The organism is Microbacterium pseudoresistens, from assembly GCF_013409745.1.
In the GTDB taxonomy this organism is placed as follows: domain Bacteria; phylum Actinomycetota; class Actinomycetes; order Actinomycetales; family Microbacteriaceae; genus Microbacterium; species Microbacterium pseudoresistens.
The window spans coordinates 1,078,359-1,093,853 of record NZ_JACCBH010000001.1 but is presented as its reverse complement, the minus strand read 5'-3'; the positions used below and the strand labels follow the sequence as shown (position 1 = coordinate 1,093,853).

At 69.6% G+C, this 15,495-nt stretch carries 14 protein-coding genes; 8 read left to right on the top strand and 6 right to left on the bottom strand.

Annotated elements, in window-relative coordinates; translation table 11 throughout:
• Window positions 1–3 precede the first annotated feature (3 nt).
• Complete coding sequence (locus BKA02_RS05330) at window positions 4–2,706, bottom strand: penicillin acylase family protein (RefSeq protein WP_179431969.1); 2,703 nt, start codon at window positions 2,704–2,706, stop codon at window positions 4–6.
• Between the two features lie 185 nt (window positions 2,707–2,891).
• Here BKA02_RS05330 and mmsA point away from each other — a divergent pair, with 185 nt between their 5' ends.
• Genes mmsA through BKA02_RS05310 form a run of 4 tightly spaced genes read left to right on the top strand, consistent with a single transcriptional unit; the run spans window position 2,892 to window position 7,014 of the window.
• Window positions 2,892–4,130 carry a CoA-acylating methylmalonate-semialdehyde dehydrogenase gene (gene mmsA, locus BKA02_RS05325; RefSeq protein WP_179431967.1) on the top strand — a complete coding sequence of 413 codons (1,239 nt, stop codon included), beginning with the start codon at window positions 2,892–2,894 and terminating at the stop codon, window positions 4,128–4,130.
• Window positions 4,131–4,135: 5 nt separating this feature from the next.
• On the top strand, window positions 4,136–5,290 hold the full coding sequence (locus BKA02_RS05320; RefSeq protein WP_179435237.1) for an acyl-CoA dehydrogenase family protein: 1,155 nt from the start codon (window positions 4,136–4,138) through the stop codon (window positions 5,288–5,290).
• 19 nt (window positions 5,291–5,309) lie between these two features.
• Window positions 5,310–6,224, top strand: a complete 915-nt coding sequence (gene mmsB / locus BKA02_RS05315; protein WP_179431965.1) for a 3-hydroxyisobutyrate dehydrogenase — start codon at window positions 5,310–5,312, stop codon at window positions 6,222–6,224.
• Between the two features lie 13 nt (window positions 6,225–6,237).
• Window positions 6,238–7,014 (top strand): enoyl-CoA hydratase, encoded by a 777-nt coding sequence (locus tag BKA02_RS05310; protein WP_179431963.1) that lies wholly within the window; start codon window positions 6,238–6,240, stop codon window positions 7,012–7,014.
• A 5-nt stretch (window positions 7,015–7,019) separates the two neighbouring features.
• Here BKA02_RS05310 and BKA02_RS05305 read toward each other — a convergent pair whose 3' ends face one another.
• From BKA02_RS05305 to argG, 5 genes are all read right to left on the bottom strand, one after another.
• A complete protein-coding gene (locus BKA02_RS05305) occupies window positions 7,020–7,553 on the bottom strand; it encodes a MarR family winged helix-turn-helix transcriptional regulator (RefSeq protein WP_179431961.1) in 534 nt (177 codons plus the stop codon).
• A gap of 63 nt (window positions 7,554–7,616) precedes the next feature.
• Window positions 7,617–9,443 carry a YhgE/Pip family protein gene (locus BKA02_RS05300; protein WP_179431959.1) on the bottom strand — a complete coding sequence of 609 codons (1,827 nt, stop codon included), beginning with the start codon at window positions 9,441–9,443 and terminating at the stop codon, window positions 7,617–7,619.
• A complete protein-coding gene (locus BKA02_RS05295) occupies window positions 9,440–10,126 on the bottom strand; it encodes a hypothetical protein (RefSeq protein WP_179431957.1) in 687 nt (228 codons plus the stop codon). Before BKA02_RS05295 ends, BKA02_RS05300 begins: the two co-directional genes overlap by 4 nt.
• Window positions 10,123–10,770, bottom strand: a complete 648-nt coding sequence (locus tag BKA02_RS05290; protein WP_179431955.1) for a TetR family transcriptional regulator — start codon at window positions 10,768–10,770, stop codon at window positions 10,123–10,125. The genes BKA02_RS05295 and BKA02_RS05290 overlap by 4 nt, the downstream gene beginning before the upstream one ends.
• 66 nt (window positions 10,771–10,836) lie before the next feature.
• On the bottom strand, window positions 10,837–12,282 hold the full coding sequence (argG, locus tag BKA02_RS05285; protein WP_179431953.1) for an argininosuccinate synthase: 1,446 nt from the start codon (window positions 12,280–12,282) through the stop codon (window positions 10,837–10,839).
• A 203-nt stretch (window positions 12,283–12,485) separates the two neighbouring features.
• On the opposite strand from argG, the gene BKA02_RS05280 reads away from it, so the two are divergent.
• The 4 genes from BKA02_RS05280 to BKA02_RS05265 are packed head-to-tail and all read left to right on the top strand — an operon-like array spanning window position 12,486 to window position 15,488.
• Window positions 12,486–13,244: an alpha/beta fold hydrolase gene (locus BKA02_RS05280; protein ID WP_179431951.1), complete on the top strand. Its 759-nt coding sequence runs from the start codon at window positions 12,486–12,488 to the stop codon at window positions 13,242–13,244.
• Window positions 13,245–13,248: 4 nt separating this feature from the next.
• On the top strand, window positions 13,249–14,460 hold the full coding sequence (locus BKA02_RS05275) for an LLM class flavin-dependent oxidoreductase (RefSeq protein ID WP_179431949.1): 1,212 nt from the start codon (window positions 13,249–13,251) through the stop codon (window positions 14,458–14,460).
• A 57-nt stretch (window positions 14,461–14,517) separates the two neighbouring features.
• On the top strand, window positions 14,518–14,703 hold the full coding sequence (locus BKA02_RS05270; RefSeq protein ID WP_179431947.1) for a tautomerase family protein: 186 nt from the start codon (window positions 14,518–14,520) through the stop codon (window positions 14,701–14,703).
• Complete coding sequence (locus tag BKA02_RS05265; protein ID WP_179431945.1) at window positions 14,700–15,488, top strand: SDR family NAD(P)-dependent oxidoreductase; 789 nt, start codon at window positions 14,700–14,702, stop codon at window positions 15,486–15,488. The genes BKA02_RS05270 and BKA02_RS05265 overlap by 4 nt, the downstream gene beginning before the upstream one ends.
• Window positions 15,489–15,495: the final 7 nt, after the last annotated feature.

The window sequence follows — 15,495 nt, the reverse complement described above, 5'->3', positions numbered from 1 at the left end:
GGATCAGCCCGCGGGGGAGAGGACGAGCGTGTCGACGGCGGCGGCGTCGACGGCCTCCTCGCTGAACGCCCACGGCGACTGCTCGCCCTTCACCCAGGCATCGGTCTGGTCGGTGTAGTGCGCGTGGAAGGCGTGACCGCTCGCCCCGGTGAGGTGGTTCCATGTCGAGGCGTCCCAGTCCGACAGATCCACCACCATCCGCATCGACGGCACGGTCGTCGTCTCGTACGACTCGCCGAGCACCCAGCCCGTCGCATCCACGACCGAGGCGCCGCCTCCGACCGCGAACGGCCCGCGGTTGAAGAGCATCTCGATCGGCGCGATGCCCGAGGTGCCGAGCGTCTGGTGAGTGAGGGTGAGCGCGTGCAGCGACCCCCAGTTCCATGCCGCCGGATCCTCGCCCTGCAACGAGGCGATCTCGTCGTACGCCTGCTCGATCGACAAGGCGAGCATCTCGTCCATGCCGGCCACGCCGATCTCGTCGTTGACCCAGAGCGGATCGTCGGGGTCGGCGAGCATGGCGCCGACGACGGCGAACATCCGCCCCTGCGAGCTCAGCGGAAGCGCGTCGGCGCGGTTCGCGAAGACATTCTGCGCCAGGTTCGACCACAGCACGTTGGCGAAGGCGGCCGCGGCCGAGTCCGCCGTGCCCTGCGCATCCCACGACCGCAGCAGCTCGACAGCGGCCTTGGGTCCGTCGCCGGTGACGGCGACCTTCTGCACGACGGCGGCGAGCTTCTTGCCGATCCAGAACTCCTGATCGAACTGGATGTCGCGCAGGTCCTGCGCGGTGATCGGGCCGTCGGCCGCGGCGTCCTCGATGAGGGTCGCGATGCGTCCGGCCCGATAGCCATAGTCCCAGTCGCGGGAGAGGAAGTACGCGTAGTCGTCGGAGACGATCGCGTTGTTCGCGGTGACGATGTAGCCCGACTCGGGGTTGTACGACACGGGCAGGTCGTCGAAGGGGATGAAGCCGGTCCAGTCGTAGGCGCTGCTCCAGCCCGGCTGGGGGGCGAAGCCGTTGCCGGCGCCGCGGGTGGGCAGCCGGCCCGGCGTCTGGTAGCCGATGTTGCCCTCGCGGTCGGCGTAGACGAGGTTCTGGGCGGGCACGTCGAACAGCGATGCGGCGGCGCGGAAGTCGGTGAAGTCCTTCGCGGTGTTCATGGCGAAGATCGCCGTCGCCGTGGTGCCGGGGTCCAGCGCCGTCCACCGCAGGCTCACGGCGTACTCGCCCGTCAGGGCCTCGACGCTCGCATCGGGCGCGCCGATCCAGGCAGGGTCGTTCACCGCGTCGCCTGAGCCGAGTCGGGGGTCGCCCGCGATCGCGGTGAAGTCGGCGGTGAGACCCGAGACGATCGGGCCGTGCACGGTGGAGCGGATCTCGAGGTCGATGTCGTCGCCGCCGGCGACCTCGATGGTCTCGGAGCGGGTCTCCAGCGGCACGAGAGCGCCGTCGCGCCAGTACGCGTCGCCGTCGATCTTCTCGATGTACAGGTCGGTGACATCGGTGGTGAGGTTGGTGAATCCCCAGGCGATGTCGGCGTTGTGGCCGATCACGATGCTCGGCAGGCCCGAGAACGAGAATCCACCGACGTCGAACGGGCACTCCTCGCTCACCGTCGAGCAGCGCAGCTGCATCTGGTACCAGACCGAGGGCAGCGAGGCGCCGAGGTGCGGGTCGTTGGCCAGCAGCGGCATGCCGCTCTCGGTGAGATCGCCCGAGACGACCCATGAGTTCGATCCGATGCCCTCGCCGAGGTCGCCGATCAGGGCCGAGACGGCCCCGAGCACGCCGTCGGCTTCGGTCCAGGTGACGGCGGATGCGGTGGGCGAGGGTTCGGCGCTCGCCGATGCGTGGTCGTCGGTGTCGTCCGTCGTCGGGGCGACCGCGAGGGATCCCGAGCCGCCGCCATCGCCAGAGGCGGCCGCGGCCGCGGGCAGCTGATCGGCCGGGGTGATGGTCGGCACGATGACGGGGTTCTCCGCGAACGGATAGGCCGGGTACACCGAGGCGATCGTGGCGGGGTCGACGGACTGGGCCAGCAGCGCGCGCTCGGTCTCGGCCTCGACGTTGCCGCGCAGATCCCAGGCCATCGCCTTCAGCCACGCCACGGAATCCGCCGGCGTCCACGGCTCCGGCTCGTACCCGGGCGTGGTGAGCTCGAGCACGGCGTACTCGAGCGAGGCCGTGGCGCCGGAATGGTCGGCGAGATAGGCGTTCACGCCGTCGGCGTAGGCCTCGTAGTAGGCGCGCGTGGTCTCATCCATCGCCTCGACCTCCTGCTCGGCGATGCCGTGCCAGTCGAGCGTGCGCAGGAACGCGTCGGTGCCCGCCTGCGATTCGCCGAACAGCTCGGCCACCCGACCGCTGGTCACGTGGCGGCGGAAGTCCATCTCCCAGAAGCGATCCTGCGCATGCACGAAGCCCTGCGCGAAGAAGAGGTCGTGCGTGTTGTCGGCGGTGATCGTCGGCACGCCCCGGTCGTCGCGCTGCACGGTCACCTGCGCGTCGAGCCCCGACAGCTCCAGCTCGCCCGAGGTCTGCGGGAAGGAGCGCTGGATGGTCCACACGAGGAAGAACGCGGCGGCCGTGGCGAGTACGACGATTCCGGCGACGACGCCGAACGCGAGTCGTCCAATGATCCGGCCGATGCGATGGGGCCGCGGCGCATCCGGATCGGGGTGGGCGGGAGCGAGAGCAGTCATCGGTGCTCCTCCGTTCGGGTGAGACGGAGTATCACGGTCGTCCCTGCCGAGTCTCCGCACTGAGGTGCTCCCGGCATCCTATCGGCGACGCCGCGAGAGCAATTACTTGCATTACCTAGTAAATACGTTGAATATCAACTAACATCGGATGCGCACGACGAGACGTGCGCGAAGGGAAGTCTGGAATGGTCCGCGAACTCACCCACTTCGTCGGCGGCGAGCACGTCGCCGGCACGTCCGGCCGGTTCGCCGACGTGTTCGATCCCTCGACGGGCGAGGTGCGGGCGCGCGTGCCGCTGGCCTCGACGGCCGAGGTCGAGGCGGCGATCGCGAACGCGGAGGAGGCGCAGATCGGCTGGGCCGCGACGAACCCGCAGAAGCGCGCCCGGGTGCTGATGAGGTTCGTGGATCTGATCAACGCCGACGCCCCTGAGCTGGCCAAGACGCTGAGCCGCGAGCACGGCAAGACGTATGAGGATTCGCTGGGCGACATCCAGCGCGGCGTCGAGGTGATCGAGTTCGCGATCGGCGCGCCGCATCTGCTCAAGGGCGAGTACTCCTCGAACGCGGGCACGGGCATCGACGTGTACTCCATGCGCCAGCCGCTGGGCGTGGTGGCGGGGATCACGCCGTTCAACTTCCCCGCGATGATCCCGCTGTGGAAGATGGGCCCGGCCCTCGCCGCGGGCAATGCGTTCATCCTCAAGCCCAGCGAGCGCGACCCGTCGGTGCCGCTGCGGATCGCCGAGCTGTTCCTCGAGGGGGGGCTGCCCGCCGGCGTGCTCAACGTCGTCAACGGCGACAAGGAGTCCGTCGACGCGCTGCTGCACGATGAGCGCATCCGGGCGGTCGGATTCGTGGGCTCGACGCCGATCGCGCAGTACATCTACGAGACGGCCGCGCAGAACGGCAAGCGCGCGCAGTGCTTCGGCGGCGCGAAGAACCACTTGATCGTCATGCCCGACGCAGATCTCGACCAGGTCGCGGACGCACTGATCGGCGCGGGCTACGGCTCGGCCGGCGAGCGCTGCATGGCCATCTCGGTGGCCGTCCCGGTCGGCAAGGAGACCGGCGACGCGCTGGCGGCGAAGCTCACCGAGCGCGTGAAGGCGCTCAAGGTCGGTCCGTCGCTGGAGAAGGGCGTCGATTACGGCCCCCTCGTGACGGCGGATGCGCTGGCTCGCGTCGAGGGATACATCCAGAAGGGGGTCGATGAGGGGGCGAGCCTGCTCGTCGACGGCCGCGGGTTCTCGGTCGAAGGGCACGAGAACGGCTTCTATCTCGGACCCACCCTCTTCGGCGACCTCAACCAGCACGGTCCGGACGCGTTCCGCTTCTACACGAAGACGAAGACGGTCACCTCGCGCTGGCCCTCGCACGGCCTGCGCGACGGCGCGAGCTTCGTCATCCCTACGATGCAGTGATGCTCATGTCCCGCACCGCCACCCCCACGGCCGCACAGGAGCGCGCGGCCCTTGTCGACGCCGTCCGCGACTTCGCCGAGACCGAGCTGGTGCCCCACGCCGCCCAGTGGGACAGAGACAAGTTCTTCCCCGTCGACACCCTCCGCACGGCGGGCGAGATGGGGCTCGGCGGAATCTACGTCCGCGAGGACGTCGGCGGCTCTGCGCTGTCGCGCCGGGATGCGGTGGCGATCTTCGAGGAGCTCGCCAAGGGAGACACGACGATCGCCGCGTACATCTCCATCCACAACATGGTCGCCTGGATGATCGATGCGTTCGGCGACGATGCGCAGCGCGAGCGCTGGGTCCCGGGCCTTGCCGAGATGTCGGCGCTGGGCAGCTACTGCCTCACCGAGCCCGGCGCGGGATCCGACGCGGCGGCGATCACGACGTCGGCGGTGCGTGAGGGCGACGAGTACGCCATCAACGGGGTCAAGCAGTTCATCTCCGGCGCGGGATCCTCAGCGGTGTACGTCGTGATGGTGCGCACGGGCGAACCGGGTGCCAAGGGGATCAGCGCCATCGTCGTGCCCGACGGCACCCCGGGACTGAGCTTCGGGCCCAACGAGGAGAAGATGGGCTGGAACGCCCAGCCCACCCGCCAGGTGTTCTTCGACGATGTGCGCGTGCCCGTCTCGCACCGCCTCGGCGAGGAGGGCGACGGGTTCGGCATCGCAATGAAGGGCCTGAACGGCGGGCGGGTCAACATCGGCGCCTGCTCGCTGGGCGGCGCGCAGTGGTCGTTGGAGCGCGCCACGCGCTACGTGCAGGAGCGGCGTGCATTCGGCGGTCCGCTGGCCGAGAACCAGTCCGTCGTCTTCGCCCTCGCCGACATGGAGACCGAGCTGCAGGCGGCTCGCGCGCTGCTCGAGCGCGCCGCGGAGAAGATGGACGAGGGCGCCCCGGATGCCGCCGTCGCCTGCGCGTTGGCCAAGCGCTTCGCCACGGATGCGGCATCCGCGGCTGCCAACGCCGCCCTGCAGCTGCACGGCGGCTACGGATACCTCAAGGAGTACGGCATCGAGCGCGTGGTCCGCGACCTGCGCGTGCACCAGATCCTGGAGGGCACGAACGAGATCATGAAGATGATCATCGGCCGAAGCCTCCTGGAGAGCGCATGACAGAGAGAGAAGAGTCTACATGACCGACATCGCATTCCTCGGACTCGGCCACATGGGCGGGCCCATGGCAGCCAACCTCGTCGCCGCCGGGCATCGGGTGATCGGCTTCGACCTCGTGCCCGCCGCCGGTGACGACGCCCGCGGGCACGGTGTGGAGATCGCCGCGGATGCCGCATCCGCCGTCGCCGACGCCGACATCGTGATCACGATGTTCCCGTCGGGGGCGCACGTGATCGCCGCCTATCGCGGCGACGACGATTCCCCGGGGCTCCTCGCCTCGGCCCGCCCCGACACCCTGTTCCTGGACTGCTCGACCATCGCCGTCGACGAGGCGCGCACCGCGCACGACCTCGCGCTCGCGGCGGGGCACAGAGCCGCCGATGCTCCGGTCTCGGGCGGCGTCGTGGGCGCCGAGAACGGCACCCTCGCGTTCATGGTCGGCGCAAGCGAGGAGGACTTCTCCTCGGCGCTTCCGGTGCTGGAAGTCATGGGCGGACGCATCGTGCACTGCGGCGGCCCTGGTCTCGGCCAGGCCGCGAAGGTCTGCAACAACATGATCCTCGGCATCTCGCAGATCGCCGTCGCGGAGGCCTTCGTGCTCGGCGAGCGACTCGGCCTGACCCATGAGGCGCTGTTCGACGTCGCCTCCCACGCCTCCGGGCAGTGCTGGGCACTCACCACGAACTGCCCCGTGCCGGGACCGGTGCCCACGAGCCCCGCCAACCGCGACTATCAGCCGGGGTTCGCCGGCGCGCTCATGTCGAAGGATCTGGGGCTGGCCGAATCGGCCATCGACCTCACCGGCGTGGATGCGCAGCTGGGCCGCCATGCCCGCGCCATCTACAAGGCGTTCGCCGACGGCGACGGCGCGCGGCAGGACTTCTCTGGCATCATCAACACCATCCGTGCGCAGAGCACGGCGACCGATGCCTGAGCCGGGAGAGAGCATGACCGACTACGAATCCATCCTCGTCGAGACCACCGGCCGCGTCGGCTGGATCACGCTCAACCGCCCCGAGGCGCTCAATGCGCTCAACTCGACGCTCATCCGCGAGATCGTCGAGGCTGCCACGGCGTTCGACGCCGATCCGGGCATCGGCGCCATCGTGATCACCGGCTCGGCCAAGGCGTTCGCCGCCGGCGCCGACATCAAGGAGATGGCGGATCAGGGCTACATCGACATGTACCTGAACGATCCGTTCGCGCGCTGGGGCGAGTTCGGCCGGCTGCGCACCCCCGTGATCGCCGCGGTGGCCGGCTTCGCCCTCGGCGGCGGATGCGAGCTGGCGATGATGGCCGACCTCATCATCGCCGCCGACACCGCGAAGTTCGGCCAGCCCGAGATCAACCTCGGCGTGATCCCCGGCATCGGCGGCACGCAGCGCCTGCCCCGCGCGATCGGCAAGTACAAGGCCGCCGACCTCATCCTCACCGGCCGCACCATGGGCGCCGAGGAGGCCGAGCGCGCCGGGCTCGTCTCGCGCATCGTTCCTGCCGACGACCTGCTCACCGAGGTCGCCGCCGTCGCCGAGACGATCGCGAGCAAGTCGCTGCCCGTCGTCTACGCGGCCAAGGATGCGCTGCAGGCCGCGCAGGAGACCGCGCTCGCCGAGGGCCTGCGCTTCGAGAAGCAGGCGTTCACGGCCGCCTTCGGGCTCGACGACCAGAAGGAGGGGATGGCCGCCTTCCGCGACAAGCGACCGGCGGAGTTCACCCACCGCTGACCGGCTCAGAGCGGCTCGGGCACCGGATCAGGGTCGCGGAAGTCGCCCGCCTCCTTGCGGAACCGCGCGAGAATGCGCACGAGCGCCGTCGTCTCGTCGTCGGAGAACCCGATGTCGCAGAACACCTCGTTCAGCGCGACCGTGGCCTCCTCGATCAGCGCACGACCGGAGGGCGTGAGCACGAGCAGCGCCGCCCGTCCGTCCTCCGGATGCACCTCGCGCCGCACGAGCCCGTCTTTCACGAGGCGGGACACGGCGTTCGTCACGCTCGTGGGATGCACCTGCAAGCGCGCGATCGCGCTGGCCATCGGCATCCTCCCCTCGCGGGTGAAGGCGAGCAGACGCAGCATCTCGAAGCGCGCGAACGACAGGCCGTACGGCTTGAGCGTGCGCTCCACCCGGCCGAGGATGAGCTGCTGTGTGCGCATGATCGAGGTGACCGCCGTCATGCCCGGCGCGGCATCCGTCCATCCGTGCAGGCTCCACTGCCGCTTGGCCTCGGCGATCGGATCGACCGGCAGCGGACTGTGTCGTACCATCGCGGACCTACCTCCTCGCTTCACGATATGCGCTCATCGGCATGACCGCGCCTCGCCGCTCCGCTACCCGATGAGGCTCGGCTGGAGGTCGCGCAGGGTGCGGCGGTGCGTCATCCGCGTGACGCCGATCGCCGCGATCGCCAGGGCACCCACCAGCCACAGCGTGAGCACGATGAGGTCGGTGATCGCGCGTGACGCATCGCCGCCGTACATCAGCTGGCGCATCGCGTCGACGACGTAGCTCATCGGCAGCACGTGGTGCAGCGCCACCAGGGGCCCGGGCAGCGTCTGCCACGGGAACGTGCCCCCGGCGGTGACGAGCTGCAGCACCATGAGCACGAGCCCGAGGAACTGCCCCACGGATCCGAGCCACACGTTGAGGGCGAGGATGATCGCCGCGTACGTGATCGAGGCGAACACCATCACGCCGAGCGTGCCCCACGGATTGTCGAACGTGAAGCCCAGCGCGATCGCGAGCACGCCGAGCAGGGTCACCATCTGCACCGCTCCCAGCACGGCGGGGGTCAGCCACCCGGCGAGCGTGATGCGCAGCGGGGAGTGCAGTGCGGTCACGGCGCGGCGCGAGATCGGCTTGACGATGAGGAACAGCGCGTAGATGCCGATCCAGCCCGCCAGCGCCGCGAAGAACGGCGCAAGGCCCTGACCGTAGTCGGCCGCCGCGGCGACCTTGTCGGAGGAGACCTGGACGGGATCGGCGATGGTTCCCGCCTGCGCCTGGCGCAGCTCGGGCGTGGATGCGGGGATCTGCTCGACGCCGGCCGCGAGCCCGTCACGCAGCTGGCCGATGCCGGTGCCCAGCGTGCCGAGCCCATCGCGCAGCGAGGCGGCCCCGTCGCGGGCCGAGGCGGCACCGTTCGCCGCGGCGCCCGCACCGTCGGCGAGCTGCTGCGCGCTGGAGGCGAGAGTCGCGCTGCCGCCGGCGAGCTGATCGATCTTGCCCACCGCGTTCTGCACCGATCCGTTGACGTCGTGCAGACGGTCGGCGACGGGGTCGAGGCGGGCGAGGATCGCGTCGATCGTCTGCTGCGACAGGCCCTGCTCGGCCAGCAGCTGGGCGAGGTCGGCGCGCGCCTGGGGCAGCGCATCCACGGCGAGCTGCGAGAGGGAGGCGGCATCGTCGGCATAGCCGGCCAGCTGCTGGTTGCCTGCGCTGATCTGCCCCGCGCCGTCGGCGAGCTGCTGGGCACCGCTGGCCAACTGGGCGGTGCCGTCGGCCAGCTGCGCGGTGCCCTCGGCCAGCTGCGCACTGCCCGCCGACGCCGTGCCCGCGCCGTCGAACAGCTGCGAGGCGCCGTCGGTGGCCTCGCCGAGCTTGTCGCGCACATCGCTGAGCCCGGTGAGCAGTTTCTCGGCCGCCTCGGTGCCGACCATCTCGGCCACCGAGCGGCGGATCTTCTCCACCGCCTGGGTGCCGATGGTCGAGGCGAGGTAGTTGTTCGCGTCGTTGGTCTCCAGGGCGATGCGCGCCTGGTGGGGATCGGTGCCGGAGGCGGAGTTCAGCGCCGCGGAGAAGTCCGACGGGATGGTGACGGTGAAGTCGACCTCGCCGCGCTTCAGCGCCGTCTGGGCCGCATCCGCCGACATCCGCTGCCAGGCGAACGCCTTGCCGTCGAGGAGGTTCTCGGCGACCTTCTCGCCGTAGTTCGTCGTGGCCGTCGCGCCTTCGCCGGCGGGCGTGCGGACACCCTCGTCGTCGACGACGAGGGCGACCGGCACGTCGGAGAGCTTGTCGTAGGGATCCTGGTTGGCCCACAGGTACAGCCCGCCGTACAGGATCGGCACGCACATGAGCGCGATGAGCGCGATGAGCGCCATCGGGCTCGCCGTGAGCCGCCGGAACTCGGCGGCCATCATCGAGGGGACCTTCATCGGATCTCTCCTTCGGTCTCGGGCTCTTCGGTGTCGGCGGCGGGATCAGGGTCGTCGGCGGTCGCCTCGGCGAGGTGGTCGGCAGCGGTCTCGGGCATCCGGGCGATGACCTCGGCGGCGGCCGAGCCGATGATCACGAGCAGTGCGAGACCGCGTTCGGCGAGCTCGGCGGCGATCCGCCACCAGCCCTCGGGGCCGCCGCCGTGGCGGTCGGGCGAGACGAGCACGATGCCCTCCACCCCTTCCCGGAGCGCCGCGAGCTCGCACAGGATGCGCACGCGCACGTGCGGGTCGACCGTGCTGATCGGCTGCGCGGCGACATCCGGAAAGCCGGTCTGCTTCAGCCAGCGGCGGGCGTGCACAGGGGTGGCCGGGAGCCCCGCGAACATCAGTTCTTCACCGACGACACCGGTCACCGTCACGTTCGGCGGCGGGTCGTTCACATCGGGCGCGTCGACGAGCGCGACGCGCCGGCGCAGCTCCTTCGGCGACGCGTCGCCGTCGATCGTCACGGTGCCCGTGTCGGGGCGCATCCGTCCGCTGGCGATGAGGCCGAGCACGGCGGGGCGCTGCTCGGTCTCGGTGCGCACGAAGCGGGCGTGGCCCGATTCGAAGGTCAGGCTGGTCTGGCCGAGCGCCTCACCGCGGCGGCCCTTCGAGACGGCATCGACGACGACTCTCATGACCGAGGCTCCTCGCGCTCCGACGCGCTCGTGGACAGCAGAGCCGGATGCGCGCGCATCAGCGCATCCACATCCTGCCAAGACAACCCGGCCATGCTCAGCACGGCGCGCACCGCGATGCCGCCCACGGCCGACGACGGGTCTGCGCGCGTCACGACCATCCGGGCGGTCTCTTCGATGAGACGGGCGAGCGCGGGCGCGGTGATGTCGGCACGCAGGGTCTCGGCCTCCTGCCCCGACCGCACGATCGCGGCGACGGTGCGGCGCAGCGGGGCGAGAGCGGCGGCGGTCTCTTCGAGGTGCGCCTCGTCGAGCGCGAGAGCGGCGGCGAGGCGCACGTGCGCGGCTTCGCGCCACAGCTCGGCGGCCAGGCGGGCGAGGGCGAGTCGGGCATCGGTCTCGTCGATCCGCGCGGCGACGGCGTTGAACCGTTGCGCGCCCGAGCGCACCAGCTCGCGCACGAGCGCGCCGCGATCGTCGAAGTGCCCGTACAGCGCGCGGCGGCTGAGGCCCGCCGCGCGTGCGATCTCGTCGATCGAGGCGTGCGGGTCGGCGGCGAGGGCGCGGCGAGCGGCGGCGAGGATGCCGGCGCGGTTCTCGGCCGCGTCTCGGCGCTGCCGGCGGGGTTCGGCTGTCGTGGTCACCCAGAGAGTGTATTTAACTTACACACGCCTGTGCAAGTTGTATTCTGCGAGACCCCGGTCAGGCGATCAGTCGGTGCCGGAGTCGAAGGCGGCGCCCTCGGATGCCGAGTCGACCGCGTCGGCGAACGCCTCATCCGTCTCGGCGAGCGAGCCCTCCACGGCACCGGTGATCTCGCCGGCCTCGCCCGCGGTCACGCGGCCCACGAGCTCGCCCGTGGCGCCGCCGACCAGGCCGAGGCCGGCGTACTGCTCCAGGCGGGCCCGCGAGTCTGCGATGTCGAGGTTGCGCATCGTGAGCTGACCAATGCGGTCGACCGGGCCGAAGGCCGCATCGCCGACGCGCTCCATCGACAGCTTCTCGGGGCCGTAGGAGAGGTTCGGGCTGGTCGTGTCGAGGATCGTCCAGTCGTCGCCGCGGCGCAGACGCAGCGTGACCGTGCCCGAGATCGTGGATCCGACCCAGCGCTGGATCGACTCGCGCAGCATGAGCGACTGCGGCTCCAGCCAGCGGCCCTCGTACATGAGGCGGCCCAGGCGCCGTCCCTGCTCGTGGTAGGTGGCGAGGGTGTCTTCGTTGAGGATGCCGTTGACGAGGCGCTCATATGCGATGAACAGCAGTGCCATGCCGGGGGCCTCGTAGATGCCGCGCGACTTCGCCTCGATGATGCGGTTCTCGATCTGGTCGCTCATGCCCAGGCCGTGACGCCCGCCGATCGCGTTGGCCTCGTCGACGAGCGCCACCGGGTCGGCGTACTCCGTGCCGTTGAGGGCGACGGGGCGCCCGCCCTCGAACGTGACGGTGACGTCCTCGGTCGCGATGGCGACCGTGTCGTCCCAGTACTTCACGCCCATGATCGGGTCGACGGTCTCCAGCGACACGTCGAGGTGCTCCAGGGTCTTCGCCTCGTGCGTGGCGCCCCAGATGTTCGCATCCGTCGAGTACGCCTTCTCGGCCGAGTCGCGGTACGGAAACCCGTGCGCGACGAGCCACTCGCTCATCTCCTGACGCCCGCCCAGCTCGGTGACGAAGTCGGCGTCGAGCCAGGGCTTGTAGATACGCAGGCGCGGGTTGGCGAGCAGGCCGTAGCGGTAGAACCGCTCGATGTCGTTGCCCTTGTAGGTGGAGCCGTCGCCCCAGATGTCCACGCCGTCCTCGCGCATGGCGCGTACGAGCAGCGTGCCGGTCACGGCGCGGCCGATGGGCGTGGTGTTGAAGTACGTCTTGCCGCCGGAGCGGATGTGGAACGCGCCGCAGGAGAGGGCGACGAAGCCCTCTTCGACGAGCGCCGTCTTGCAGTCGATCAGCCGTGAGGCCTCGGCGCCGTACTCCAGCGCACGACCGGGGATCGAGTCGATGTCGTCCTCGTCGTACTGGCCGAGATCGCCCGTGTAGGTGTACGGCACGGCGCCCTTGTCGCGCATCCACGCGACGGCCACGGAGGTGTCGAGGCCCCCGGAGAACGCGATGCCGACCTTCTCGCCGACGGGGAGGGACTGGAGGACCTTGGACATGCCCTCCAGTCTAGAGCCGGGGCTGCCTGGTCATTGAGCGCAGGCGTGCAGCGCCGGAGCGCGGCGGTCCGTGCGCGGGCTTTGGCCATCGCGACCGCGAGGAGCGCTCGCCGGAGCATCGACTCTGTCGAACCACCGGGTACTTGCGCGGGCCGCGTAAGATAACTACCCTAATCAATACAGTATTAAGAGGATGTGATGGCATGGTCGAAGCGAAGACGCCTTTTCTGTTCCTGCACGATGCCGATGTCGTGATCCGGGACGCCGACATGCTGGGACCGCTCGCGCAGACGCACGAGATCACCGTTCCCGGCTACCCCGGTATGGAGGGCCACTTCGACGACCTCGATCGAGCGTGGGAGAGGTGGGACACCGCCGCCGACCTCGCGCTGCATGTGCGCAGGGAAATCCCTCGCGGCGAGGCCGTCCGCGTCGGTGGGGCGGGTTTCGGAGGCTGGGTGGCCCTGGAACTGGCGCTCCTGTGCCCCGAGCGCCTCGAGAGCCTCGTCCTGGTCGGGCCGTACGGCGTGAAGCTGCGCGGCCCCATGGAGCGCGAGTTCGCTGACATCGTGCTGCTCGACGCCGATGAGCAGCTCGAGCTCGGATGGGCCGACCCGTCGCGTGCTCACGGCCTGCGCATGCCCGGTTATCCGCCGACCCCGGACGATGCCGAGCACGAGACCGCTTTCGCCGAGCGCGCGACGCTGACGCGCTACATCTGGAAGCCCTTCCTCCATAGCCCGCAGCTCGGACGCTGGCTCGACGTGATCGATGTTCCGACCCTCGTGATCGCCGGATCCCACGACCGCATGGTCGCCGAGGGGCACAGCCGCGAACTCGCCGAACGCCTTCCGCGGGCGACGTACGTCGAAATCCCCGACGCAGGCCACTACCCGTACCTCGAACAGCCCGATGCCTTCGCCGCGGCTGTCCGCTCCTTCCACGCACAACTCAAGGGATGACGACATGCAGTTCTTCCACTTCACAGAGATGCCCTACCCGTACGTTCCGCCGGAGGTCGAGGAACAGCACGGCGGCCTGAAGTACTTCATGCCCAACAAGTACTTCGACCCGCTCAAGGCGCACGATCTCTACCAGCGCTACTTCGACGAGTACGAGCTCGCCGACGAGTTGGGGTTCAACGTCATGGTCAACGAGCACCACCAGTCCGCCGCGACTCTGCACGTATCGGCGTCGCTGAGCGCTGCAACCGTCATCCAGCGCACGCGCAACGGTCGTGTGCTCGTGCTCGGCACGCCCGTGCCCCACCACCCGAGTCCCGTGCGCATCGCGGAGGAGATGGCTTTCCTCGACAACATCAGCGGAGGCCGAGTCAACTGCGGCTTCGTCCGCGGGGTCCAGGGCGAGACCTATCCGTCCAACGCGAACCCGGCGCGCAACCTCGACATGTTCTTCGAGGCCCACGACCTCATCCAGGAGGCGTGGCGCCAGCGCGACATCTTCTCGTGGGAGGGCGAGTTCTACCACTACCGATACGTGAGCATCTGGCCGCGTCCGTTCCAGCAACCGGTTCCCCCGGTGTGGGTGAGCGGTACCGCTGAGCGGCTCGTGAGATGGACGGCGGAGCAGGAGCACACGCTCTGCAACCTGCTGGGCGCCTACGACGATGCCGCCAACACATTCCGGCTCTATCGACGCACGGCTGCGGACGCCGGGCTCGGCGAGCCCGGACCCGACAAGTTCGCTTATCTCGCGCTCTGCCACGTCGCGGAGACCGAGGAGAAGGCGCGTGAGATCGGCGAGAAGCTCATGTTCTATCTACGGGCCGGTCGCATGCGGCTGGGTGCGGCGATCCCTCCCGGATACTCGTCCGCATCGGATGCGGTGGCAGCGATGCGGGGCACCATGGGCGCAGTGCGTCGCAAGTCGTTCGAGGAGCTCATCGAGGCGGGCATCGCCCTGGTCGGCACACCGGACCAGGTCGTGGCGCAGATCGAGAGACTCTACGCCAAGACGGGGGTGGGCAACATCGTCCTCATGAACCAGGCGGGGGAGATGACGAGCAACGAGGTGCGGGACTCGATCATGCTCTTCGCGCGCGAGGTCATGCCGCGTGTGCAGCACCTCGGAGTGAACTGGGGCGACGACGACACGTCATGGCGGATCGCCAACGACACGGCGCCGATCGCACCCGTCCTGGCCAGCGCCGTCTCCTGACATACGTGCCCTCAGTCCGAGGCGCGACGAAGCGGTATCCGAAGAAAGGAATCACCCATGCCTCGCATCATCGTCCAGGCAAAGGCAGGACGCACCCATGAGCAGAAGGCGGACCTCGCGCGTTCCGTGACGGACGCCGTCGTCTCTTCGTTCGGATGCACGCCGGCGAGCGTCACGATCGTGATAGAAGAGATCGAGTTGACCAACTTCGCCAAGGCGGGGATCCTGGACTCCGACGGATGACGACCCCTCAGGCGTTCGCTCCCGGTCTGGCCGGCCGCCGCGTGCTCGTGATCGGCTCCGGGCCCGGCATCGGACTCGAGACGGCGCGCACCTTCGCAGCGCTCGGTGCGCGCATCGGCGTCGTCGACATCGACCCCGGTCGTGCCGACGACGCCGTCGCGGCGCTCGACGGGGAGGGGCATGCCGGCTTCGAGTGCGATGTGCGCGATGCGGCGGGCGTGCAGGAGCTCATGGCGGCGGTCGTCGGCTCCTTCGGGCTCCCGGACGTGCTCGTCAACGTCGTCGGGATCGGCGGCCCCGCCCGCGGCGTAGGCGAGACCGATGTCGAGCTGTGGGACGAGATCATCGGCCTCAACCTGCGCCAGCAGTTCCTCGTCGCACAGGCCTTCCTGCCCGCAATGATGGAACGCGGTTCGGGCAGCGTCGTCGTGATCTCGTCGATCAACGCGCAGCAGTCCTCGCCTCTGCGCATCCCGTACGGAGTGGCCAAGGCGGGGCTCGACTCGCTGGTGAGGTCGCTGGCGATAGAGGCCGCCCCGCACGGCGTGCGCGTCAACTCGGTGCGTCCTGGATCGACCCGGACGCCGAGACGCCTGCATCTGGCGGAAGGGGAGCTGGGCGAACTTTACCGACGCGAGATCCCGATCGGGAGACTCGCCGAGCCGGTGGATGTCGCGAACCTCGTCGTGTTCCTCGCCTCCGACCTCAGCCGTCACATCACAGGGGAGCATGTCGTCATCGATGGCGGCTCCACAATCCGATACAGTCAACCCGCCGGGAACTGACGACGCG

Excerpts from the sequence above, each read along its gene's own strand:
- BKA02_RS05265 (WP_179431945.1), top strand. The coding sequence starts at position 14,700 with ATGACGACCCCTCAGGCGTTCGCTCCCGGTCTGGCCGGCCGCCGCGTG.
- mmsB (WP_179431965.1), top strand. The coding sequence starts at position 5,310 with ATGACCGACATCGCATTCCTCGGACTCGGCCACATGGGCGGGCCCATG.
- BKA02_RS05310 (WP_179431963.1), top strand. The coding sequence starts at position 6,238 with ATGACCGACTACGAATCCATCCTCGTCGAGACCACCGGCCGCGTCGGC.
- BKA02_RS05295 (WP_179431957.1), bottom strand. The coding sequence starts at position 10,126 with ATGAGAGTCGTCGTCGATGCCGTCTCGAAGGGCCGCCGCGGTGAGGCG.
- BKA02_RS05275 (WP_179431949.1), top strand. The coding sequence starts at position 13,249 with ATGCAGTTCTTCCACTTCACAGAGATGCCCTACCCGTACGTTCCGCCG.
- BKA02_RS05280 (WP_179431951.1), top strand. The coding sequence starts at position 12,486 with ATGGTCGAAGCGAAGACGCCTTTTCTGTTCCTGCACGATGCCGATGTC.
- BKA02_RS05270 (WP_179431947.1), top strand. The coding sequence starts at position 14,518 with ATGCCTCGCATCATCGTCCAGGCAAAGGCAGGACGCACCCATGAGCAG.
- BKA02_RS05330 (WP_179431969.1), bottom strand. The coding sequence starts at position 2,706 with ATGACTGCTCTCGCTCCCGCCCACCCCGATCCGGATGCGCCGCGGCCC.
- BKA02_RS05300 (WP_179431959.1), bottom strand. The coding sequence starts at position 9,443 with ATGAAGGTCCCCTCGATGATGGCCGCCGAGTTCCGGCGGCTCACGGCG.
- mmsA (WP_179431967.1), top strand. The coding sequence starts at position 2,892 with ATGGTCCGCGAACTCACCCACTTCGTCGGCGGCGAGCACGTCGCCGGC.
- BKA02_RS05305 (WP_179431961.1), bottom strand. The coding sequence starts at position 7,553 with ATGGTACGACACAGTCCGCTGCCGGTCGATCCGATCGCCGAGGCCAAG.
- argG (WP_179431953.1), bottom strand. The coding sequence starts at position 12,282 with ATGTCCAAGGTCCTCCAGTCCCTCCCCGTCGGCGAGAAGGTCGGCATC.
- BKA02_RS05320 (WP_179435237.1), top strand. The coding sequence starts at position 4,136 with ATGTCCCGCACCGCCACCCCCACGGCCGCACAGGAGCGCGCGGCCCTT.